Source organism: Vibrio sp. 10N (assembly GCF_036245475.1).
Lineage (GTDB): Bacteria > Pseudomonadota > Gammaproteobacteria > Enterobacterales > Vibrionaceae > Vibrio.
Genome location: NZ_BTPM01000001.1, coordinates 3241155 through 3265564 on the forward strand (window position 1 = coordinate 3241155; position 24410 = coordinate 3265564).

16 protein-coding genes are annotated in these 24410 nt (G+C 43.4%); 14 read left to right on the forward strand and 2 right to left on the reverse strand.

Annotation, left to right across the window (positions count from 1 at the left end):
• The first annotated feature begins 14 nt into the window (after window positions 1-14).
• The 14 genes from AAA946_RS15050 (at window position 15) to galU (ending at window position 16078) form a co-directional block, all read left to right on the forward strand.
• Window positions 15-1331, forward strand: a complete 1317-nt coding sequence (locus tag AAA946_RS15050; RefSeq protein ID WP_338165542.1) for a glycosyltransferase — start codon at window positions 15-17, stop codon at window positions 1329-1331.
• Window positions 1331-1933, forward strand: a complete 603-nt coding sequence (locus AAA946_RS15055) for a hypothetical protein (RefSeq protein ID WP_338165543.1) — start codon at window positions 1331-1333, stop codon at window positions 1931-1933. Before AAA946_RS15050 ends, AAA946_RS15055 begins: the two co-directional genes overlap by 1 nt.
• A complete protein-coding gene (locus AAA946_RS15060; protein ID WP_338165544.1) occupies window positions 1930-4254 on the forward strand; it encodes a glycosyltransferase family 4 protein in 2325 nt (774 codons plus the stop codon). Before AAA946_RS15055 ends, AAA946_RS15060 begins: the two co-directional genes overlap by 4 nt.
• 15 nt (window positions 4255-4269) lie before the next feature.
• Window positions 4270-5220: a hypothetical protein gene (locus AAA946_RS15065; protein WP_338165545.1), complete on the forward strand. Its 951-nt coding sequence runs from the start codon at window positions 4270-4272 to the stop codon at window positions 5218-5220.
• Window positions 5221-5258: 38 nt separating this feature from the next.
• Window positions 5259-6017: a sulfotransferase domain-containing protein gene (locus AAA946_RS15070; protein WP_338165546.1), complete on the forward strand. Its 759-nt coding sequence runs from the start codon at window positions 5259-5261 to the stop codon at window positions 6015-6017.
• A gap of 1 nt (window position 6018) precedes the next feature.
• Window positions 6019-6891, forward strand: coding sequence for a DUF6473 family protein (locus AAA946_RS15075; RefSeq protein WP_338165547.1), 873 nt, complete (start codon window positions 6019-6021; stop codon window positions 6889-6891).
• Between the two features lie 5 nt (window positions 6892-6896).
• A complete protein-coding gene (gene gmd, locus AAA946_RS15080) occupies window positions 6897-8036 on the forward strand; it encodes a GDP-mannose 4,6-dehydratase (protein WP_338165548.1) in 1140 nt (379 codons plus the stop codon).
• A gap of 43 nt (window positions 8037-8079) precedes the next feature.
• Entirely contained in the window at window positions 8080-9054 is a 975-nt protein-coding gene (gene fcl, locus AAA946_RS15085) for a GDP-L-fucose synthase (RefSeq protein ID WP_338165850.1), read from the forward strand.
• A 132-nt stretch (window positions 9055-9186) separates the two neighbouring features.
• Window positions 9187-9633, forward strand: a complete 447-nt coding sequence (locus tag AAA946_RS15090) for a GDP-mannose mannosyl hydrolase (protein WP_338165549.1) — start codon at window positions 9187-9189, stop codon at window positions 9631-9633.
• A 36-nt stretch (window positions 9634-9669) separates the two neighbouring features.
• Window positions 9670-10554 (forward strand): hypothetical protein, encoded by an 885-nt coding sequence (locus AAA946_RS15095; protein ID WP_338165550.1) that lies wholly within the window; start codon window positions 9670-9672, stop codon window positions 10552-10554.
• 13 nt (window positions 10555-10567) lie between these two features.
• Complete coding sequence (locus AAA946_RS15100; RefSeq protein WP_338165551.1) at window positions 10568-13264, forward strand: glycosyltransferase; 2697 nt, start codon at window positions 10568-10570, stop codon at window positions 13262-13264.
• Window position 13265: 1 nt separating this feature from the next.
• Entirely contained in the window at window positions 13266-13895 is a 630-nt protein-coding gene (locus tag AAA946_RS15105) for a hypothetical protein (protein ID WP_338165552.1), read from the forward strand.
• Between the two features lie 66 nt (window positions 13896-13961).
• Entirely contained in the window at window positions 13962-15149 is a 1188-nt protein-coding gene (gene manA / locus AAA946_RS15110) for a mannose-6-phosphate isomerase, class I (RefSeq protein ID WP_338165553.1), read from the forward strand.
• 29 nt (window positions 15150-15178) lie between these two features.
• Window positions 15179-16078 carry a UTP--glucose-1-phosphate uridylyltransferase GalU gene (galU, locus tag AAA946_RS15115; protein WP_338165554.1) on the forward strand — a complete coding sequence of 300 codons (900 nt, stop codon included), beginning with the start codon at window positions 15179-15181 and terminating at the stop codon, window positions 16076-16078.
• Between the two features lie 79 nt (window positions 16079-16157).
• Here galU and AAA946_RS15120 read toward each other — a convergent pair whose 3' ends face one another.
• Both AAA946_RS15120 and AAA946_RS15125 read right to left on the reverse strand, forming a co-directional pair.
• Window positions 16158-19145: a thrombospondin type 3 repeat-containing protein gene (locus tag AAA946_RS15120; protein WP_338165555.1), complete on the reverse strand. Its 2988-nt coding sequence runs from the start codon at window positions 19143-19145 to the stop codon at window positions 16158-16160.
• Between the two features lie 115 nt (window positions 19146-19260).
• Entirely contained in the window at window positions 19261-24402 is a 5142-nt protein-coding gene (locus tag AAA946_RS15125) for an FG-GAP repeat protein (RefSeq protein WP_338165556.1), read from the reverse strand.
• Window positions 24403-24410: the final 8 nt, after the last annotated feature.

Here is a 24410-nt window from a genome sequence, read left to right on the forward strand (position 1 = left end):
GGGTATTTGATATTTTGAAAATTTTAAAGCTGTCAACCAATAAGGGAGGCGGAGCAACGATAGCTGCTGAAAGGCAAGCCGTTGCTTTGCGTGAATTGGGTTGTAATGTAAAACACTTATTTATTGACCAATGTTGGGAAGGCCATGAGCTAACGCTAGAAGAGTTTGGTCATAATGTGCATGTTAAGCCTCATATGCCAACTTATATAAAAACGGACCTGCTTTTTCAAAAGTATTTGGAAAACAACCGCACGCCTGTTAGCAATACCTACATGTCGCTATGGAAAACAAAAACAGAATTTGACACTCAAATTACTGACTATATTTTTAAAAATGGCTTTGATGTAGTTCATTTTCATTGGGCCTCGAACCTTATATCGACTGAATTGCTAGCTCGTCTTTCAGAAAAAAAACTTCCTGTGGTTATCACTGGGCATGATATGAATCATTTTACCGGAACCTGCCACTACGACGCTGGGTGCGGTAAGCATCAAGAGTTATGCAGTGGATGCACTCACCTGGAAAATGATCCTTATTTGCTTATCGAAGCCTCCCATCGTGAAAAGAAAAAGGCAATTGAGGTAGCCCAACCAACATATGTGTTCCCAAGTGATTGGTTGAATGAAGAATATAAAGCCTCAGCAATAGGGCAATCTTTAGGTGACACAAGTAGTGTAGTCATTCGTAATTGCTTAGATACAGATTATTTCTCACCGGCGGATCCCGAAAAACGCGTTAAACTCAGAAATGAATTTGGTTTTGCAGCCGATGAAATCATTGTTGTTTCAGGGGCTGAAAATAATCACGAAATTCGAAAAGGCTTCAATTACTTTGAAGATGCTGTCAAAAAAATTAATACTGCTAAATTTGGCCATTCAAACAAAAGTAAAATCAAGTTTGTCGCATTCGGCGGTGGCGATCATGTTTTAGAGTGCAATAACCCAGATATAAAATATGTACACCTCGGAGTGCTAAAAGAAGCGCAAGTAAGAGACTTATTTAGAAGCGCTGACTTACTTGCTTTTACATCTATTGAAGAGAACTTTGCCAATGTCATCTTGGAGTCGCTTATGTGTGGCTGCCCGGTACTCGGTTTCGATTTAGGCGGCATTCCCGACATTGTAAGAGCCGGTATTAATGGCGAGTTGGTTATAGAACGCTCTGAACGAGCTTACTCATCAGCGTTAAGTAAATTAGTTCTGAATTCGGATCTCCACGCTTTGCGAGAGAGTACATTAGTCTGGCGAAGCAAAAACAGCGATAAATACTCCAAAAAACATATTGCAACCCAATTGCTAGATTTCTATCATCAGCTTGGAGGTGGCGCATAATGAGTTTTTCTCCATTTTATCAATTCATGGCGTCTAATACGCCTATCGAGATGGATGTTCTGCAGTCACTTGCAACCCAAGTAAAAGGCGGAAGCGAACTTTGCTGGTCAGGTCATTATCCTCAAGAGCAATATAAAGGCATTGACTTTTTTTGGTTGAAGAATTCATGTTCGCTATTCTTTCAAGCGGCGGATGCACCTTCGGTTATTTTGTTTACGGTGCCTAAAGCGATATTTTCCATTGACACCTTAAATCACAGACTTCTGCACCTTACAGCACTGGGGAGTAATAGTGAACCTGTCGCTTTTACGATAAAAGCAGACTTTGAGGATGTTTTTGTTGTCGAGTTCAATTTGCCACGCGGCGAATCGTTATTAACTCTAACGTTTTCAGACTATTTTCAAGAAGAAAATGGAGGACGGACACTATCACTGCCGGTAAAAAGCATCATCAAAGTGGAAGAGCAACACTATAACCAGATGAATGCTCAAGAGTTAAACTTTGCATTAACAACCGGGGGGGTAGCAGGGCAAACCAATGCCAACGCGCCCGATAAAATTGCCGATTATTTTATTCAACTAATGGGGAGTAGCGAATCGTGAGTCATAGATACATTATTCTAGACCCAGGCTTTGAACATCATGACTCACACCATGAAGTCGTAAACTCGCGTATTTTATCTGCAGCGAACGAGAGTGACGAAATCATAATCGTTGCGGGCAAGCAGTACCAGGAAGCTGAAACAGAAAACAAAAAATGCGCTGTTAAAGTGTTGCCGTTTTTTGACCTCAATATGTATCCGGTTGGTTACCATAACTTAGAGCACGAGCCCTATCAGGCAATAATGGCAGACTTTTACCAGCATTTTGTCAAGTTGTTTGAGGTTGTTGGTTTGCGCGGTGATGATAAGCTTATCATTCATACAGCCTTTAGCTATGTATACGAAGCCCTTGCCAGAGCCTTATATTTTAGCAATCAACAGGGAGTGAGTGTTTATCTGTCAACTATGTTTTCGCCCGGTAGAGTTGCTGAGTTTGGTGACGTTAAAACGCAAAGTATAAATGAGGTCATGCGCCATAAATTTGCGTTTGGCATTTTTAAGCAACTTGAAAGTGAGCGTGACTTTAATTTTTGCATAGAATCGCCCACGCAGCTCTACCTCGATGCGTATCAATCTTTTTGGCCTGAAAAGCCAATGGCCTTGCACCCATCAGTGTGTGGTGGCGGGCAAACAGTTGAGCAAATTAAAGACAAGCGCGTTCTTGCCTATTTAGGTGGGCCTAAGTGGGACAAAGGTATTGAATTTACCGTTAAAGCGTTAGTCAGGCTAAGTCAGCTACAACCTGATGTTGAGTTTGTGTTTCATTATAATAATGAATTTCCAGGGGCGGATGTCTATCAATCTCTGGTGTCGCAGTTAACTGAGCTTAATAACGATAATATTAAAATTATCGAGGGCAATATTGCTAAAGATACGTATGAGGACCTACTGGCCTCAGCCTCAAGTTATTTTTTATTTTACGACCCTGAACATTACCAATATAAAACCTCCGGCGTATTATGGGATGTGTTAAGGCACGCACAAGGCAAGTCGGTTTTTGTCAGTCAAAATACCTGGCATGAAAAAGAGCTTACCCAAATGGGTGCTAATTATAACCCCGTTGAGTATGGTGATGTCAGCGGGCTTGTAACCAAGTTCCTAGCAGATAAAAACAATATAGTAACGCCAAAAACTTATCGTAATAGCTATGTTAAAACCCTTCTGTCTGACTTTGGCGAGCACGTATTTGCTCAACTCAAGAACCTAAATAGCCAGTATCAAGTTGAACAGAATGAACAGCCGCGAATAAAAAGGAAAAGAATACTAGTTGTTCGCACCGACTACGGACATTTTACCAAGCTTTCCGGCCCTGGTGGTTTTGTAGATTACTTGCCTGAACTAGGTTATGAAGTAGAAGAGGTGTTAGTACCTTTAGGTCATGAACGTGTACCATTTATAAACGATGGTAAGCGCTGGGAATTACTAAAAGCAACCAACAATCATCTTAAGTCCTATCAAGTAAATGCGTTTGAAGTTGAGCAAAAAATTATCACGCAGTATCAGAATTTCGACGTAATTCACTTTGTTGATGGCGAGCACGCTGGCCTTATGGTCGCATTAGCCAATATAAAAGGAGTAATAAGGCAGGGGCCTAAGTTAGTTGCAACATTCCACCAGCCGGATTATGTCATTAAAGACTTAGTGCTTAATCCTGGATTTATTGGCGGCTTTGACACGATTCATTTAATGTCCCCTTGCCAAAAGCAAAGTTTTATTGAACTAGGTGTTGATGAAAGCAAGCTTGTTGTTGTTCCTCATGGTGTGGCGCACGAGCACTATATGCCAGCTTTACCATTAGATGTTGGAGAGCCAGCTTCTGCCGAAATCAAACAGTTACAACAGCAATTTGACGGTCGTAAGGTGATTATCACTGTCGGCAACTGGCTGCGTGACTACAATATGGTTTTAGAAGTGGCGCGTTCATTCAGAGAGCACAGCGATATTGTATTTGTTGCAGTTTCTAGAGGTTTAGAGTTAGAGCTCAATCAGGATGATAAAAACATAATATTACTTAACACTGGCATTTCTGATCGAGCACTGCACTGGTTATACAGGCGCTGTGAATTGATGTTTTTGCCGCTTAAAGGTGGGGCTGCGAATAATGCGATTTTAGAAGCGGTAGCGGCCAATACTAAAATTATTACAAGTGATTTGCCTTCTACTCGTTATTACACTAGTGAAACTGCCAATTTTGCTATTACCCCTGCTGATTTTTGCAGTTTGATAACTTCAAAATTGTCTAATGAAGGTCTACCCGAAGATTCTTCTATAGATTTGAGTTGGAAGTTGGTGGCCAGCCAGATATCTGCTGGACTGTATTAAAATTAAAGGCTACATATGTTTGACGAAGTGATATTTCATATTGGTGCACCTAAAACAGGCACGACTACAATTCAAGATTTTTTAGCACTTAACCGTGATTCGTTATTTAGTCATGGGATCTCTATACCTGGCTGTTCGAAAAACCACCAATTCTTGGTGTCTAAATTTTCTAATGCTCCTGAAGAGTTAGATTTTAATAGATCAGCAGGTAGAACTAGAGTTGAATCTGTTGTTTGGCATGACTCTAAGTTGACAGACTTTTTAAGTAAAACAGGTAATAGCAAAAAGTTACTATTTTCATCTGAACATTTAGTATTACTTAAAGAAGACGAGATAAATGCTTTACTTTCACTATTTAAACGGAAAGCGAAAAAACTAACTGTACTTGTTTATGTTCGAAACCCGTTTGATTGGGCTAGTAGCGGAGTGCAAGAGGCTGTTAAAAACGGTGAACAAACACTTGAGCAAGCAATTGAAACCCCTAACTTCATGATATTTCATAACTTAATTGACAGGTGGGTGTCGGTGTTTGGAGATAAAAGAGTTAAAGTAAGAAAGTTGGAGTGCCCTGATCTCTTAAGTGACTTTTGTAAAACGCTAAAACTGCCAGATATCGCCTATCTAAGACCACCGGCAGACTTAAATACATCTTTATCCCAAGAGGCCATTTTTATAGCTAACGAATTGAGCAAGGTACTTCCTAAGTTTTCCGAGGGGCGCGCTCCACAAGACATGATTTCTAAGCTTTTGAAAAAAATTAAGGGGAATAAATTTTACTTCTTAATACCAGAAAATCGGCAAGAATATCAGTGGATTAAAAATGATTTAGTTACGCTCAACTTAAAGTACAAAACCGAATACTTTGAAAAAAGAATCAATCACAGTGCTATAGATTATGACAAGGACTTTATTCAGAGTCTCGCATTATTGGTTAATGAAACTGCGAACCAACTTTATTCTCAGTAATTGGAATGTTTATATAATTTTAACAAAAAGGTAAAAAAATGAATTTATTAAAAGTCGAAATAAGCTCCTATCCTAAATCTGGTAATACTTGGTTTAGGCACTTAGTAGAGTCTGCACTAAGAGAAAACTTTGATATCAATTATTTGCCAATTGATATCCATGAGAAGGGCTTTTCCGAGAAAAAAAATGAGAGTATATGTGATTTCGAAGGGCGAGATTTTTTTATCTATAAAAGTCACATTCTAAATAATAACATGGAGAAACCGAACAAAATCATTCATATATATAGGCATCCATTAGATGTTTTTTTGTCTGCGCTAAATTATTTATATCATCAGTCAGATAAGTTTTCAGAAGAGAGAAAGAGGCAGTTATTCCTGAATGGAGTACCCAAAGGGGTTGACAAGATCGTTGAAGACTCTCAGTTGGACCACTATTTTGAAGAGTATTTAAATACGGTAGGAGAAAATTTCTGGCCTGGAATGCTTTCGGAGAAATCTAATTATTTTGAGTATAATTTATCTGCGATCCAGTTAGATAATGTTATATCAGTGAAGTATGAAGACTTGATTCAAAATCCAAAGCAGATAACTTTGGAGGTGTTAAATGCTACCTTTGGAACGGATGACTTTACTGAGTTAAACGTCAATTCTGTTGATAGCAAAACAAAAAATAGTGGAAATAAGAAATTTTATTGGAAATCTAAGGCCGAAAACTTTAAAAGTTACTTGACAGAAGAGCAAATAAAGAAGTTTTCACGTAAGTATGAAACTCAATTGAAGGCTCTAGGTTATTAAAATGCAAGTTCCATATCAGTATCAAGACTTTTTAACGAACACTTATGATATGTTTAACATAGAAGGTTTCGAGAGGTTTTTTCGAGGGCCGAGACCGCTTCGCTTGAAAAGTAAAAATAATATATCATTCATAGGCACTGCTCATACGTTTGGGTGTTTAGTTGATACTACTTATGCGGAACTTTTATCTAAGGCACTGAATTTGAGTTGTTTAAACTTGAGTGTGCCAGGTGCTTCACCTGAATACTACCTAAACAATGATTTAATTCTCGATTTAATAAATCAAAGCAAGTGTTTAGTGTTTCAAGTACTACCAGCGAGGAATAGTAGCAATGAAGTGGTTAAGTTAAATCGAGACTTTTTAGGGTGTCACTTTGAAGGTGAATACAGTGGGAATAACCACGCTTTTTCTGTTTATGGTAAGGTGCTCGAAAATTATTCTGAAGATTTTATCGAAAAACTAGTAAGTCAGAGTAGGCAAAGTTATGTTGATGCCTGTATCCAGCTTTTTTCAAAAATAAGTGTGCCTATTATAGGGGTGTATTTCTCCAATAGAAACCCAGCTTACACATTAAAGTTTGATAGCCCTGCAACCCTAATGGGCGGCTTTCCTCAATTTGTCAACGATGAGGTTGTTGACTCACTTCAGCCCTATTTTAATAGTTATTATGAGTATGTATCCACTTTGGGCTTTCCGAGTCCTTTTATTAATCAGTTTACTGGAGAAAAGGTCCAAATAGAAAGGCCAGATGGACTGCACAAAAACAACAACTATTATCCTAGTCAGGCAATGCATATAGAGTTAGCGTGCATGATGGCTAAAGGCATGTATGAAGAGTTTGGTCAAAAAGGCTATTGGAAATTAGAAAGGTAGAAGCAATGAAAAAAGCGTTAATCACTGGTGTCACCGGCCAAGACGGCTCGTATCTAGCCGAATTTTTATTGAAAAAAGGGTACGAAGTTCACGGAATCAAACGCCGTGCTTCATCATTTAACACAGAACGTGTCGACCACATTTATCAAGATCCCCACATTGAGAACCCGAATTTTATACTTCACTACGGTGATTTAACCGATACGTCAAATTTAACGCGTATCTTAAAAGAAGTTGAGCCAGATGAAGTCTACAACTTGGGTGCACAGTCGCACGTTGCGGTTTCTTTCGAAGCGCCTGAATATACCGCTGATGTCGATGCAATGGGTACATTGCGTTTACTAGAGGCTATTCGCTTCTTAGGTTTAGAAAAGAAAACGCGTTTTTATCAAGCCTCTACGTCTGAACTTTACGGCTTAGTACAAGAGACTCCTCAAAAAGAGACCACGCCATTCCACCCGCGCTCTCCTTATGCAGTGGCAAAAATGTATGCTTACTGGATTACAGTAAACTACCGTGAAGCTTACGGTATGTATGCATGTAATGGCATTCTGTTTAACCACGAATCACCACGCCGTGGTGAAACGTTTGTAACGCGCAAAATCACTCGCGCTATTGCTAATATTGCCCAAGGGTTAGAGCCATGCTTGTACCTAGGTAACATGGATGCACTGCGTGACTGGGGACATGCCAAAGATTACGTGCGTATGCAGTGGATGATGCTACAGCAAGACCAAGCGGAAGACTTTGTTATAGCAACAGGTAAGCAAATTTCAGTGCGTGAGTTTGTACGCCTATCAGCTAAAGAAGCAGGCATCACCCTAGAATTCTCAGGTGAAGGCGTAGATGAAATTGCAACTGTAGTTGCTATTGAAGGCACTAATGCACCAGGCGTAAAAGTAGGGGATGTAATTGTTAAAGTAGATCCTCGCTACTTCCGCCCAGCTGAGGTAGAAACACTACTGGGTGACCCAACTAAAGCCAAAGAAAAGTTAGGCTGGGTTCCTGAAATTACGGTAGAAGAGATGTGTTCTGAAATGGTGGCCTATGACCTTAATAAGGCTAAGCAACACGCACTACTAAAAGAGCACGGCTTTGATGTATCGGTAGCCAAAGAAAACACACCAAATATTAAAATGAACTAAAGGCTGGATATTGGAGGCTAAATGCTAATATTTAGCCTCTAACATCCGAGAAAAAACAATGAAAAAAGTATTCGTAGCAGGCCATCGTGGGATGGTGGGCTCGGCGATTGTTCGTCAGTTAGAAAAACGTGATGATGTACAGATCATTACTAAAACACGTTCCGAGTTAGACCTAACAAATCAGCAAGCAGTCGCTGATTTTTTTGCCTCTGAAGACATTGAACAGGTCTACCTAGCCGCTGCTAAAGTGGGAGGGATCCATGCAAACAATACCTACCCAGCAGAGTTTATCTATGAAAATCTGATGATTGAGAGCAACATCATCAACTCGGCTTACCAGAATGGCGTAAAAAAGCTGCTGTTCTTGGGCTCTTCTTGCATTTATCCAAAGCTAGCAGAGCAACCAATGCAAGAAACGGCATTGCTCACTGGTACATTGGAGGAAACCAATGAACCATATGCCATTGCCAAGATTGCGGGCATCAAGCTATGTGAATCTTACAACCGCCAGTATGGTGTTGACTACCGTAGTGTGATGCCAACCAACTTATATGGTCCACACGATAACTTCCACCCAGAAAATTCGCATGTGATCCCTGCTCTGCTTCGACGTTTTCACGAAGCAACATTACGCGGCGATTCTGAGGTCGTTGCTTGGGGTAGTGGTACGCCAATGAGAGAGTTTTTGCACGTTGATGATATGGCAGCCGCCTCTATTCACGTGATGGAATTAGACAAAGCAATTTACGACGAAAATACAGAGCCTATGCTTAGCCACATAAATGTCGGTACAGGTGTAGATTGTACGATTCGTGAACTGGTTGAAACGGTGGCTAAGGTCATTGGGTTTAAAGGTAAAATTGTTTGGGATACGACTAAACCAGATGGCGCCCCTCGCAAGTTAATGAACGTAGACCGCCTCGCTGCCCTAGGATGGAAATACAGTTTCACCTTAGAAGAGGGTCTAAAAGACGCTTACCAATGGTTCTTAGACAATCAAGACAATTTCCGTGGCTAGAGCGAGAACGTTTTGAACCACAGAGTGTGATTCATTTTCTCTTTCGATCTGTGGTTCATTTCAAGCTCCTAGCTTCTAGCTTCTAGCTTCTAGCTTCTAGCTTCTAGCTTCTAGCTTCTAAAAGGCTCCACTATGTACCTAGACAAAGAAACATTCACCACTGTCATCGAGTCGACACCACTCGTATCCATTGACTTACTCATTGAAAACTCTAAAGGTCAAGTTTTGCTTGGGCTTAGAAATAATCGACCAGCTCAAGGCTTTTGGTTTGTTCCTGGTGGTCGTATTTTAAAGAATGAGAAACTAGATGACGCTTTTATGCGTTTATGCCAAGAAGAGTTGGGCATAACACTCACTCGAGAACAAGCGGAACACTTGGGACCATACGAGCACTTTTACAATGATTTTGTCTTTGGTGAAGAGGTTTCTACTCACTATGTCGTGCTGGGCTATAGAATTGTTCTCGACATCGTTCTTGACGACCTACCGAAGAAACAACATGGGCAATACCAATGGTTCACAAAAGAGCAAATGCGCGAGGACGCTAGTGTCCATGAACACAGTAAATGGTATATTTAGTTCCAACTTGCTCACACGTTACAGGAATACAAATCCGTGTTTAAGAAAAAAAAGCAACCACAAACACACACACCTAGCTTGCTAGACTATCAATTTCATATTGATGCAGTGACACCCGAGCTTATCTCTGGCTGGGCGGTAAATAAACTAACCGGTCAAACTGCCTCTATTGAGGTACGTGCCAATGAGCAGGTAATTTGGCAAACTCAGGCATCGCAGTCGCGTGCGGATTTAGCACAGGCCGAACTGGGCGATTGTGCCTTCACGATAAAGCCGGATATCAAAGCGCTTACCTCAGATATTGAGACCGTCGATTTATTTATTGATGGTTTTAAAGCCAATGAAACGCCTTTCCCTCTTGCCATGAAAGCATTGCTTCCAGAGCATTACATTTGCCATGTCGATGCCATCAAGGACACTATGATTAACGGTTGGTGTAAGCATCAACACGTTGACGAGCACCGCGTTACTATTGACCTGAAAGTAGATGAGACTACCGTAGGTAGCGCAATTGCAGAGCAATTCCGCTCAGATTTACAAGACGCCAATATTGGTGACGCACAATATGGTTTTAAACTCACTGTTGACCTGGCCTTGTTGCCATCTGAGACGGTCACTGCCGAGATCTACCTAGACGGCAAACCAGGCAATATTGAACCGCTTAAACTAAGCTTTGACTCTGCTGAATTTGAGAGAGCCAAGTTCATGCAACAGTTTGGCAGCCAAATGGAGAGCTTTCAGCAGCAACTTAGTAATGAGCAACAGCGTATCGCGGCGCAAATTGCCGAAGTTGGCGAAGCTCATCAATCGACCTCTCTCAATCTAGTCACTAATGTTGCTATCGCAAATATTGCCGAGATCTCTACACGCCTAAATATCCTAGAGCGTGTGGTTGCTGAGCACCTACAGAAAGATCGTTAATAGTTGCATTTGTATGCGTATAGAGGAAGCGGCATTGAATCAAACACCAAACACCAGCTCTGCAAGAGGCTTTATTGACAATTTTGATGCAGGCTCGATAAGGGGCTGGATCTTTAATGAACAGGTTCATAGTGAGGCAAATGAGTTTTATGTTGCTTTGCAAGGCGATATCATTGCCAAAGGCATTGCCAATGAGTTTAGAAAAGATCTAGAGCAAGCCGGGTTCGGCGATGGTAAGTGCAGTTTCTCTTTGTCCCTTTCGCTTCCTCTGTCATCTCTCGTAGGTAAGACTCTAACCTTACTCGATCACCAAAAGCGCCCTATACCCGAGGCGCAGCTGAGTATCAAAGACCCCGAGCATACGATAGAACTGTCTTTGGTATCTGTTGCACCACAACAGTTAACGTTTACTTATTATTCAGACACCGACATCGATAGCCATCTGGTTTTGCACGCCAACGCTTCTCCCATTTATTCGAAACAAATCGGTATAAAAGCAGGGGTCGGGACGTTAATGGTGCCGGTATCCAGAGATGAGTTAATAGGTAGAGAAAGTGACTTTCAACTCGCATTGAGTGGTTGGCCATGTTTTTTGTGGCAGCGGAGACTTTTTCTCGCCAGATTGTACTCGGACAGTGCATTTAGCGCCGAGACTCAAAATGCAGTGCGACAAACCACTCAATCTCGAGAGGAATTGCTCGCGGCCAAGCTGGTACAAAGATTAGAAACAGTTACCGCCGAGTCGACAAGTTCGCTCTATGATGCACTGCTCGCATCATTGGGCAAACCTCACGCGTCACTTCAACTCCCTTATGTGACCAAACCTGATGTATCGGTTATTCTTCCCGTTGGGATAGACAAAGCTGATCTTTACCAATTTGTTGGTGCTCTACTGTTAAGTCACAACGATCTTACCTACCAGCTTATTTGGCCAACCAGCTCACCAGACAGCGTCGACATTGCCAACCTAACCCTTGTCTCGTTGACGGATGAATTAGCACCTGCATCAGCGTTACAGTTGGCATTAAACTCTGCACTTGCTCCGGTTACTATTGTATGCCCGCATAGCGTTGATGTTGACTCGCATTGCCTAGAAACACTACAGCAATCATTGAATCAAACCGGTATTGGCTTTGTTGGAAGTAGCCTTCAGGATTATCACGGTTACATCATTGATACCGGCATTGATGTCTGTCGAGACAGTCACGTCACTGAGTTAGAGCTGGCATCACACTGTCGCCACCGTTACGTACGACCGATAGACTACAGTTTAGTTGCTCCGTCAGCGTATCGTACCGAACAAATTGCGGCCTTGGGCATTAACCCAGAGTCTCAATCAATATCGGATGTATTAATTGATTGGCAAATACGTTTACGCGACGAAAAGCTATTAGGGATGTACCAACCTAATGCGATTGCTCGAGGGCAAGAGCTGGCTCAGCACTGGCGATATCATCAAAAAGAGGCGAATACTCTCGCCAGACATGCGGCCAAGCGGCACAATACGCAAACTCTCACCGTAGAACGTCGAGCAATACTCGGAACCATACTCGTCATTGACGCCCAGACCCCAACGCCCGACAGCGACGCTGGTTCCTATGCCGCCATTCAGGAAATAAAACTTCTTCAGGCTCTTGGCTACCATGTTGTATTTATTCCTCTGAAGATGTCGTTCGAACCCCACTACACAGAAAGGCTTCAAAGCATGGGGATAGAGGTATGTTATGCCCCATATTACCATTCATTTCTGGACGCGATATTGAATCATTTGCCAACCTCCAGTGCTGTGTACATTACAAGGCATCATGTTGCGTCACAGTGCTTAGAGACTATTCGAACACACGCCCCTGATGTGCCAGTGCTGTTCAACAATGCTGATTTACACTTCCTGCGCGAAATCCGCTCGGCACTCTCAATGCCAGCTGAATCAGAAGATCAGAAAAGAATCCAGCAACAGTTACTTAATGCAGCCCTGGAGACCAAAAACAGTGAGCTGGATGTCATGAAGCAAGCCAATGCGGTACTCTCATACAATGATTCAGAACACGCAGTCATTACCTCACACTTATTGACCCAAGATAAGATATTTAAGTGTCCTTGGGTGTTAGAGGCGAAGGAAAAACAGTGTCAGTTCCAGAGTAGTCAAGGTATTGCATTTTTAGGCGGATATAAACATTGGCCCAATGTTGAAGCCGTAGAATTTTTCTTGGAACACGTTTTCCCAGCACTCGTTGAGCAAGCACCAGATATTAACGTTTATTTATATGGCAGTCATATGCCGGACACCTTCCAGCGCTTTTCTCACCCAAATCTACACTTGATTGGGTTTGTAGAAAACCTTGATGATGTATTTTTAAATCATCGTCTATTCATCGCACCACTTCTGTCGGGTGCAGGAATCAAGGGAAAAGTTCTTGAGTCGGCAGCATACGGTACGCCGAGTGTGCTCTCACCTATCGCTGCTGAAAGTACCGGGCTTATCGATAACATCAACACCCTGATTGCAGATACGCCACAGGAATGGATTGCAAAAATCACTGAGCTGTATAGTAATGAGCTGCTTTGGCAACAACTTTCATGCAACGCACACACGCTCGCAAATGAGCAATATTCATTTCAAAACGGATTACGAAAAATGGCTGATGCTTTCCACTTTGTCGGCTTAGCTACTGTAAACCAAGATCTCCATCAGAAAGGAACACTTCAATAGTATGATGAACAGACGTATTTTTATCACCGCCATTCGAATTATTCCGAAGCGGTTACAAAGTAAAGCCCTTGGTAAAGCCCTTAACTTCCTGTTTACTGAAAACCCTATAAAGGTAGATGATGGGACAACGCTAGCCATCAAGCTTGAGGAAATCAAAGACCCATGGCACTTTGTCAGCGAAGGCCATAAACTTAATGCGATCTCAAAAGCCCCCGTTTGTTCTGATATCTCTGTCGCGTCTAATCTAGACACTGTGCTATCACTCCAAACAAAAGAAGAACTCAACAACGCTATTGTAAATAACCAGGTATCCATTAGTGGCCACAATAAAGCTGCACTACTTTCCGCCATTTCAGAGTTGCGTCAGCAAACCATAGATGATCTAGTCAATAGCGGCTATCGATTCTTGAGACTAAAGCAGCCACCACGCTTAGATATTCATGCCGTCACTTTCGCGGATGTCAGAAATCAACAAGATGTCGACTTTTTACGTGATGAAGCAATACGTCTGGAAAATAAAGACATTAGGCTAGCGCTCAAGTTAATGGAAATTGCACACAAAGCCCGCCCAAGCGGCCCTGTTATCTCACAAAAAGTGCAACAATATCGTCAAAAAGTGAACAGCCTTTAACGACCATCAGCACAACACATACATCATCAAATTTAATTCGCATTATACAAAGACAACGGTAATATCATGTCGGCTTACAAACTTAGTAACCCCATCAAAAACTATGAATGGGGCTGTAAAAACTCACTAAACAAACTTTTTGGGTGCAGTAACCCAGACAATGTGCCCCAGGCCGAACTCTGGATGGGTGCACATGCTAATGGCTGCTCTGAACTTCAATCCAACGCTATGTCGTTAGCCACATATATAGAGACTGCACCCCATAAGACGCTAGGTGAATACACCGCGCAGCGATACAAAGCCCTCCCTTTTTTGTTCAAAGTACTTGCTGCTGATGCGCCTCTATCAATACAGGTGCATCCTAATAAAGACAAAGCAGAAGTTGGATTTAACCGAGAAGACAAACTTGGCCTCGCAATTAATGACGCTAAGCGCAATTACAAGGATAACAACCATAAGCCAGAACTGGTCTATGCAATTACTTGTTATAAGGCGATGAACGGTTTCAGACCAATAAACCACATTCTAAGTTTGTTTGAAGAACTCTACCTTCCATCACTCCAAGAGGAGCTGAGTGCTTTACATCAGTCACCAAATACAGAAGGTCTCAAGGCGTTTTTCTCCAAATTGCTTACGCTAAATGATGACAAACTGTCACAGGCCATCAACGAGCTGACTCATCACTTTCAACGTCAAGATTTATCATCAATGGCAAAAGAGGCTCTGGAGTACAGCCGATCCTTTATTCAATATTTCAGCAATGATGTTGGAATATTGTCTCCGTTGGTATTGAATACAATAGAGTTGGCTCCCGGTGAAGCCATGTTTCTTCATGCAGAAACACCGCACGCTTATGTTCGCGGCACCGCACTGGAAATTATGGCCAACTCAGACAATGTCTTGCGGGCAGGCCTCACACCAAAGCATATTGATGTACAAGAGCTATTGGACAACACGCTCTTTGAGCCCATTGAACCAGAAAATTTAAAGCTAAATCCAGTTCTTTCTGACGGACGTTCTCACTTCCCAGTTCCGGTCGATGACTTCGCATTCGACATTCTTTCTGTTAGCCAACCACAAAAAGCACAGTACCTTCGAAGCGCAGAGATTCTTTTTTGTATAGAAGGTGAAGTGGTTATTGAGACCTCAGAGACAACAGTTATTCTTAGAACTGGAGAGTCTGCGTTTATTCCTTGCTCCACATTCAAATACCAATACAGTGGTGTAGGAAAGCTCGCTCGAGCTTACAACTAGATAATAAAACATAAAGGACAACGTCAACCATGATCAAACACTGCCTATTCCCCGCAGCAGGCTACGGCACCCGCTTTCTACCGGCTACAAAGTCAATGCCAAAGGAAATGATGCCGGTCGTGAACAAGCCACTTATCGAGTATGGTGTCGAAGAGGCGATTCAAGCAGGCATGAACCATATGGCCATCGTCACTGGGCGTGGTAAACACACGCTCATGGATCATTTTGATAAAAACTATGAGCTAGAGCACCAAATCAGTGGCACCGCTAAAGAGTCGCTGCTTACCGATATTCGTTCTCTCATCGACTCTGCGTCTTATACTTACATTCGACAACGAGAAATGAAAGGTCTGGGTCATGCGATCCTAACCGGTAAAGAGCTTGTTGGAGACAACCCTTTCGCGGTGGTGTTAGCAGACGATTTGTGTGTAAATAAAGATGATGGCGTGCTTTCTCAGATGGTGAAACTTTACAATAAGTTTCGCTGCTCTATTGTCGCGGTAGAAGAAGTGCCTGAATCAGAGACCCACAAATATGGCGTCATCGCCGGTGAGCAACTCAAGGACAATTTGTTCCGTGTGGACAACATGGTTGAAAAGCCAGAGCTAGGAAGCGCTCCAAGTAACCTTGCTATCATTGGCCGATACATCCTCACTCCAGATATTTTCGAACACATCGAAAATACCGAGCCAGGTAAAGGCGGTGAAATCCAAATCACTGATGCGCTATTAAAACAAGCCCAACAAGGGTGTGTGATGGCGTACAAATTTGAAGGTAAACGCTTCGATTGCGGTAGTGTTGAGGGGTATATGGACGCAACCAATTATTGCTATCAGAACCTTTACCTCGATTCACAGTCACCAAGTTCTACCATTGCTCAATATGAAGTAGAGAAAGAAGACTCAACTCAGGAGCTGTCGCCAGCTTAATATCCTCTGTTGAGAATATAACGCCGTGCCTTTGAATCCTCTTCAAACTGCACGGCGCTAAATTTAGTGAGAAACTGAATCACCGCTCGTCCATTGAAAACACCGCCGCATAAACTCCATCATTATAATGCGTCTCTCCTCCCTCATCACGCTCTTCTCTATAGGTGTCCGTCCACGTAATCACCACTTGTTTTTGCCCATTCACATCCATAGCAAGATCTTTAACTCGGCGCGTAAACTGAGAATTCACTTGCAACGTCTCACCCACCAGCATGTTATTTGTATCAAAGTGGCGGAAGTAGATATCCGAGCCATATTTATCATCAGAGCTATAGCCTTCCCACGTCACCACAAAACTGTCATCGTCGAATAAGTGCACCTGCGGCGTGTCTGCAAAAATGTCATCAGCAAAGCTTACAAGCAGCTCCGAGCCTACTTTACTGCCATCAGAATCAAATCGCTGAGCGTAAATCGCGTCTCTTTGTGCATCTCGCCAAACAACAATCGACGCTCCTTGGCTATTTAGCGACACATCTGGGGCAGTTTGTGAGCCTTCTTCAGTCATATTGACCTGTGCTACCGATGTCATTGAGTCATCGCTAGATAAATCAATTCTATTGATGTCTTCGTTTAAATTGCCATCTTCCCACACGATGCTGATGTCATTCGCATTCGCCGCCACGACAGTATGGCTAACACTGCCCCAACCTACGTCCACCAACCATTCATCTTCAGCCGTAGCGTCACCGTTGGCATCAAAGCGATGATAAGCAAGACCTGTACTAAAACCACGCCCATAATCATGAACTAACACGAAGGAACCATCATCAAATAGAGTAACGGCGTTCTCGTAATGTCCCCAGTCATCGGAGTTAGACTGTATGGCAAAATCCGCAACTTTTACCGAGCCATCCGCATTAAATACTTTGATATGGTGGCCAATGGTGGGCTTGGATGTATCATCGTCTCGCTCATCTATCCAAGAAATGGCAAACTCGCCCGAGCGATTCATCGATATACTCGGCGTCACGAGATCGTTATAACCCTCGCCTATCGGCATGTCATTAACTCGAAATTCCGATCCTATCGCTGTACCATCGGCAGAAAAACGACGCGCATAAATATTGCTACGACGCTCATCAGCTAGCGATGTGCCTTGCGCTTCCCATACCACGACAAAATTGCCTTGTTCGTCTATCGCGACATCCGACTGTTGCTGAGAGTAAGCAAGCGTCTGGTTAACATGGATTTCGGTTGGCGAAAATATGACATCTTTGGTGAGCGGATTATCATCTTCGGCGTCAGGAATGCCGTCGTTGTCATCGTCATCATCTCGGTTGTTGCCTATACCATCACCGTCGGTATCGATACTTTCCGAACTGTCTTTAGGGAACTGATCCAGCGTGTCTTCGACGCCATCGTTGTCATCATCTGTATCGGCGTTATTCCCCACACCATCTCCGTCAGTGTCTTCAGACTCGGTGGCATCTTTTGGCATCGCGTCTAAATCGTCTTCAATTCCATCGTTATCATCATCGCTGTCGGCGTTGTCTCCCATGCCATCATTGTCTGTATCGAGTGTTTCTAAATCATTTTGTGGGAACACATCTAGACTGTCTTCGACACCATCGTTATCGTCATCACTATCTAGGGCATTGGGAATATGGTCGCCATCAAGATCGTTAGTGACATGTCGCCTTACCAAGGTTGTACCTTGTGTCGTCGGCGAGTAAAAACTCAGCGTACTTTCTCCTGCTGCCGTTAAGCTAATAACCGCAACCTCGGGCTGCCCGCTTTCATTGCTGTCTATGTCGGTCAATATATGCGCATCTACCGCGTTCTCATCGAGTAGGATACTTGCTGGGTTGTCGGCTCCAATGTCACTCGACATCAGTATCAATTCCAAGCGATTGTCTTTACGTTTTGCGAGCAGCGAAAAGTCTGCAACACCATCTTCGGAAAAATCTGGAACGGCCTGAAAACTGATTGGTTCAATATTCTTCGGCCAGTTGTAACGGCCCAAGTTCTCACTGCGATTTTGACCGCTTTTTATTAGCAATTGATATTTATTAATGGAAGCTCGAAAACCAAACAGCGCTATATCGTCGATACCATCAAAATTGAGGTCGGGGATAATTTCAAGTCGCACCTTCGACATATCAGAAGGCCAGCTGTAGATGCGGTAAAGGCCTTTATGAGTGTCGCCTTTCTTCACCAATAGCTGCCAACGACCATCGCTTTCATCTTTCAGTTTACCCAGAAAGCCAACTTCACGCGCCCCATCGCCATTAAAATCAATCAGCTTATGCAAAGAGAGCTCTGCCCATTTACTTGGGGCGTTATAGGCACCAAATATGTCCTTGCTATTTTTGCCGCTAACCACTTTCATTTGCGGCTTACCGTTTCGCTTTATGACGCCATATAAGCCAACTTCACTTATTCCATCATCATTTTGATCAGCTAATTGAATGTACTGAGGCTGGTTCCAAAGTGCTGGAAAGCTGTAGGTCGCGATTTTGACACTGGGATCACTGCCACTCTTAACAATAAGCTGTGGTCTAGAGCCTTGTTTGAATACGCCCGACAATGCGATTTCTCTTACACCATCACCATCCATATCTTCCAAAATATGAGGTTGCACCTGGCTCCAGTTATTTGGCCAGCCATACTGCGCTAAGGAGGTATAATCAGCCCCGCTGTGGAGGATTAACTGCCACTTACCATCTGAAGCGCCCCCTACTTTCTGCCCAAAGAGTGCAATGTCCTCGATACCATCATTGTTATGGTCTGGAAGAATTAAGATTTGCGGATCGGATAACGTATTTGACCAGGCGAAACTGTCCAACAAGCGATTCGAGTCACCAGCACCACTAAATCGGCTCAAAGTAAGCTCGTTCGTCACTGAATTGAGCTGAAAAAGGCCGTAATCACGAACTGCGTCCTGATTTAAGTCACCAAGGCTAAAAATAGAATTGAGTGAAGCTTGATCAATAAATCCGTTGTACGATGCCTCGGAATGAGCCGTGAACGCCATTCCGAGTGCGATCATCAGTGTGTGCTTTCGCATCTTTATCTTCCTTGATAACTCTAACAATATGGTCACGAGACATCAAAAAGTGTAGCAAACGCACTTCATATCACCTGATTTAATATTGATCAGCTTCACACAAATCACTACTGCATCACTCTATAGTTGCATTCACAAGTGACAAAGCGAGTGTATTCGCATCAACCACCAGCAGCTTGAACAGTCCACTATCACTATCTTGCCATGTCATGACCAAGTCTTTTTCACCGTCGCCATTAATATCAACTTGTTCAGTTTTTAACTGCTCAATATGACGACCCAACCCGATCACTCCTATCTCAAGACGAGAACTTGGCGATTTCACCGATACTTCATACTCTGCTGTCAGGGTGTTAAGTCCAAATAGCGCGATCTCTCCAATTCCATCATTGTCATAGTCACCCACTTGCCTCACAGAAATATCACTCCAGAGTCGTGGCCAAGAGAGATTAGCCACTCTTTGGTTATCTGCACCGCTATTAATCCACACTTTATAACGAGCGTTTTCGCCACTACCCGATACGCCATAAAGCCCCAGCTCTGCAACGCCGTCGAATGTCATATCGCTCACGGAAAATAGCTTCCCATTTTCCAACGCACTCGGCCACGTAATCGAAGCGGCTCGTCCTGCTTTTGTATCACCATGTTTCACAAAAAGTTGATACCGTTTGTCGTCGGTTCGTCTTGCGAACCAGCCAATATCACTCACTCCGTCACTATTTAGGTCACCAGGCAAAAACGGCATTCCCTCGGCAAGTGTTTTGCTCCAGTTATAAACCTCTTTTTTGCTGGCGGTTACACCATCAAGCACGAACAACTGCCCCTTGGAAGTTCTCTTATGCGTACCAAACAGGCCAATTTCAGGGATGTTGTCATCATTTCTATCCACTAATGTCATGATCTCGACATCACGCCAGTTATTCACCCATTTAAAGGTTTTAACCGGCTCTGCTGTAAGGCCATCTTTAACAATAAGTTGATTGGTCTTATTGAGTTTGTGCTGACCAAATAAGGCCACTTCTGACGTGCCATCTCCTGTCAAATCCGGCAATGAATATAGTTTCCCCCCAACGACTGACGCTGGCCAATTAAAACGACGCACGACATTTAGGTTATTGACCACATCGAGTGCAACGAGTTTGAAGCGACGTTCGGACTCGCTGTAACCAAATACCCCAACCTCATTCACACCATCTAAGTTGAGGTCACCTAAACCATGGAGCTCCGCCCAAAGGAGGTTAAAGTCAAACTGCTGTCGGGTAACCACTCCCATGTCCGGTGCCTCTCGCACTTCGACACTCAATTGGGAGCTATCGCCGGGCACAAGAACGACCATCTCTGCTGCACTGTCGTCGTTAATATCCTGCCAAACCCAATGCTTGATGTGGCGCTTGAGAAGGTCTTTGGGATCTAACGGGTCGGTTCTGTTGACCAGTTCATCATAGTCCGACACGCCATCGCCATCACTGTCGACAAGCACAGGACTTGTGCCATATAACGACTCGTCAAGATTGGTAATACCATCTAAATCAAGATCGGTTAGCGCATCGTCTGGATCCAGTGGATTAAGGCCGTTTGCTTTTTCGAACGCATCGCTCATTCCATCATTGTCATCATCTGGATCAGCGCTATTGCCGATACCGTCGCCATCGGTGTCGGTCGTCTCCGAAGGATCCAGTGGAAAGGCGTCTTGAGCATCATTGACACCATCGTTGTCGTTGTCCAGATCGGAGTTGTTATGAATGCCATCGTTATCAATATCGACATCCGCTAACACACTCACCGCGATTGAGGCAACGCTCTCCCACTCGCCATCACTTGCCGTTAGGGTGATATCGTACGTATTGTCTTTGCCGTAGTCTTTCGGTGCACTCGCTAATGGACGATGAATAAACTGCAGTGCTCCTGATAGATATTGGAAGTGCTCAGCATCCCTTCCAGACAAAGAGATTGTCATATCATCACCATCAGGGTCTGAGACCTCTATAACATTATCCAGAGTGTCATGCTCTTGCAGGTTGATAAATACCTGCTTGCTATCTGGAAGGAAACGGTCCAACTCAAATTCGGTGATAGTTCCGTATGGATCAACTGTCGAACTATTACCATTGTCAGCAATGACAAAGAAATAATTAGCGGCCATGTACAGTGAAGATGGGTCAACATAAAAATCCCTGACCAAGTTATTTTGTACCCGGATATAGTTTTCTGGAACCGTGGTCATCAATCGGTCTTGCTGATATATGCCTTGGTCGGTTAAGTGAAAACGATATACTCCTTTAACTTTTTCAGCCACATTGTCATCTTGATAGAAACCGGTATAAATGACCCCATTGTGTATTTTTACGACCTGACCGAAGGAAGAGTCACGCGAATGGGTTTGTTGAAGATTTTCGTACAACTTACTAGCTTGATAGTAATCTCCCTGTGAATTTTGATTGAACACATAAACCCGACCCGGGTTTGAGCCACCTATGTAAGATTGATTCCTATCCTCTCTCAGACCGACTACTAGAGTGCCATCCTCTATATCCACATCTGCGCCGAAGTCCCCTCGATATTCTGGGTCATTCGGAGTGAGCTTTTGCTCACTGAACGTACCATCAGTATTCCGCTGGTAGACAAACACACTGCCCGAATCTTCAAAGACGCTATCATCCCCCGAAGCACTCACCACGACGGTCTGACCATCTATCGCAACATCAAGCCCAAAATAGGCGTATTCAGAGACATTACGACTGAACAGCTTGGTTTCACTGTATCCCGAATTATCACTTTGCGGAGTGAACACATAAGCGCAGCCAACTCTAATCCCTTCTATCGCACAGTTATCGGCTCCAACGACAATCACACCGTTATCTATGTCAACAGATCGGCCAAAAAAGTCAGCCTCATTACCGTCAGACGCCACAACTTTCTGTTCTTGGTAATGCCCATCCCCCAGGTCAGTGTAAATATATACCGCGCCGGCGCTTTTCCCGTTTTGGGAGTCCGAATAAGCTCCAACGACAATGGTGCCATTTTCACTCGCTATGGATGCGCCAAAATCAATATCATTGTCATCATCAAATGCGATATCGGAGGGTTGTATGGTTGTGATCTTTTGGTACGGTGTTACCGTCGTGTCATACACATAGACAATATTGTGAGCAGGCGCAGGCACGTAAAGTAAACCCGAGTCTTTGGTGAGTTCGCCTGTCTGATCAAAATCCTCATCAAACGTCTGGTGTGCTTTCAACTGCCTAAGCGCGACGCCAAAGTTGACATTGTTTCCATCGACATAAGACCACACGGGCGCATCATTGATGCCACTAAATGCCTCGATATAGTCATTGATACCGTCTAAATCCGAGTCAATCGCATCTGGCTGGAGCTTGTCATAACCATAAGTTCCATCCTCAAAGAAATCCGGCACGGTATCTAAATCCGAGTCTAAATAGCTATCGATGTCTTTGCTGTCTGTCCCCTCCGCTTTCTCTACAAGATCAGGAACCCCATCATTGTCATCATCCAGATCGATGTTGTCTTCTAAACCATCTAAGTCGGAGTCGGGTATATCAGCCACTTCCAAAAAGAGGTGAACTGTCGAAGACGATGATTGATCTGCTGACACAACAGTGGCAGAAAGCCGATAGATATTGTCTCCATTCGCATCGCTGGGGCTCTCATAATCCGGAAGTGTGCGAAATGTAATCGCGCCCTCTGTTGTCACTTCAAACAAAGAGGCATCATCCCCCTCTAGCAAAACCTCTCCAGACTGGCCATCGGGGTAATGTGCTTTTAGGCGATGTGCAAACTGAGTATTTTCATTGATTGCGTAAGATAAATAGTCATGATTATTAAGCCGATTACCTAACTTATATACAAAGACGCGGCCGGTGTTAGTCTCTTCACCCTCAATAAGAGAACCATCTTGATTGATAAACCCAATTTTCCTGACGCCTAGCGCGAATACACTGCCATCGTCATTAACTTGTAATGAGCCACTGCTATTAGAAAAATTGCTAGAAATCTCTGAAGAGCGGTAAAATTTCTCTCCAGCAAGGCGAAATCGCCTCTCTCGTATTTTGACACCATCTTTATGCGCTATTTCATGAACATATCCACTTTGACCACAGCCCATGTTCCAGCAATTAAAATAAGGAGGAAGTGTTTCTGACTCACCGTTAGATAAACCAATTAACTTTTGCTTATCTGCAACTGTAAACGAATCACTAACATTTACCGTCGGATTAACAAAATCGACGAAAGATGTAGAGAGTAGGTGAAGAGAAGAATCATCGACATGCCTGAAAGCGGCAATATCATCCACTCTGCGGTTAACTTGGGCACTGGCGACACCTGAAGAGTATACATACCCTTGATTGACCTCAATATTGCTGCCATACGCGTAAAACTTAAAGCCCTGCGATTCTAACTCACTGGTTGAGTCGCGTACTTCATATAGCCCATTGCCACTTTTGGCATAGTGAGCAATATCTCCCGACAAACGACCATAGGTCGCTGCGCCAGAGACTCCCACTAGTAAGTCATCATCGCTAAAAGCTAAGGACGAACCAAATTTGAGCCCCTTTGCTATATTGCTTGGAATTAACGTCTGTACAAGTGAATAATGAGCACTATCATCCGCCTCAAATAGAAATACCTTTCCATGTTCAATGCTCGAACTCTCGTTTACTGTCCATGCTTCGGGCGCACCAATAGCGATATACTGTTCATTTATTGCGATTGCTCTACCAAAATCCCACTGACTTCCAAAAGCACCCACTCCTTGGAGGCGCTGCTCTCGATACTGGTTATTCTCATCCTTGGTGTACACATACACGCAGCCACCAAATTGGCTGCCACCACAAGCACTGGCCACAACAATAACACCATCCTTCGCTGCAATATGAACCCCAAACTGATCTCTCGTTTGACCATCACTCGGTCGTAAGACGGTATCTAATACAGGTTGCCCATTAGCTAAGCTATAGACAAAGACTTCTCCGGTATCACTTGAGTCAGGGTCTCCGATAAGTAATAGCTGTCCAAGAAAGGCAATGCTAGAGCCAAAAGCGTTACTGTCAGTTTTATGTGAGCTAAGGTTTTCGAGGCTCACCCACTCATTAAATACAAACTCATCCGATTCAACATCATTAAGCAGCCAATGCGCAGCCTGCTGCGCCTGAACCACACTGGCTAGCATGACAGTCAATGCCGTAATAGAGACGAATATTAGATATCGAAAGCCGAACCACCAAGTACCATTTTTCACAATAACCT

Coding starts and splice junctions, on each gene's coding strand:
- manA (WP_338165553.1), top strand. CDS start 13,962: ATGTCGGCTTACAAACTTAGTAACCCCATCAAAAACTATGAATGGGGC.
- AAA946_RS15120 (WP_338165555.1), bottom strand. CDS start 19,145: ATGCGAAAGCACACACTGATGATCGCACTCGGAATGGCGTTCACGGCT.
- AAA946_RS15075 (WP_338165547.1), top strand. CDS start 6,019: ATGCAAGTTCCATATCAGTATCAAGACTTTTTAACGAACACTTATGAT.
- galU (WP_338165554.1), top strand. CDS start 15,179: ATGATCAAACACTGCCTATTCCCCGCAGCAGGCTACGGCACCCGCTTT.
- AAA946_RS15100 (WP_338165551.1), top strand. CDS start 10,568: ATGCGTATAGAGGAAGCGGCATTGAATCAAACACCAAACACCAGCTCT.
- AAA946_RS15065 (WP_338165545.1), top strand. CDS start 4,270: ATGTTTGACGAAGTGATATTTCATATTGGTGCACCTAAAACAGGCACG.
- AAA946_RS15070 (WP_338165546.1), top strand. CDS start 5,259: ATGAATTTATTAAAAGTCGAAATAAGCTCCTATCCTAAATCTGGTAAT.
- AAA946_RS15055 (WP_338165543.1), top strand. CDS start 1,331: ATGAGTTTTTCTCCATTTTATCAATTCATGGCGTCTAATACGCCTATC.
- AAA946_RS15105 (WP_338165552.1), top strand. CDS start 13,266: ATGATGAACAGACGTATTTTTATCACCGCCATTCGAATTATTCCGAAG.
- AAA946_RS15090 (WP_338165549.1), top strand. CDS start 9,187: ATGTACCTAGACAAAGAAACATTCACCACTGTCATCGAGTCGACACCA.
- gmd (WP_338165548.1), top strand. CDS start 6,897: ATGAAAAAAGCGTTAATCACTGGTGTCACCGGCCAAGACGGCTCGTAT.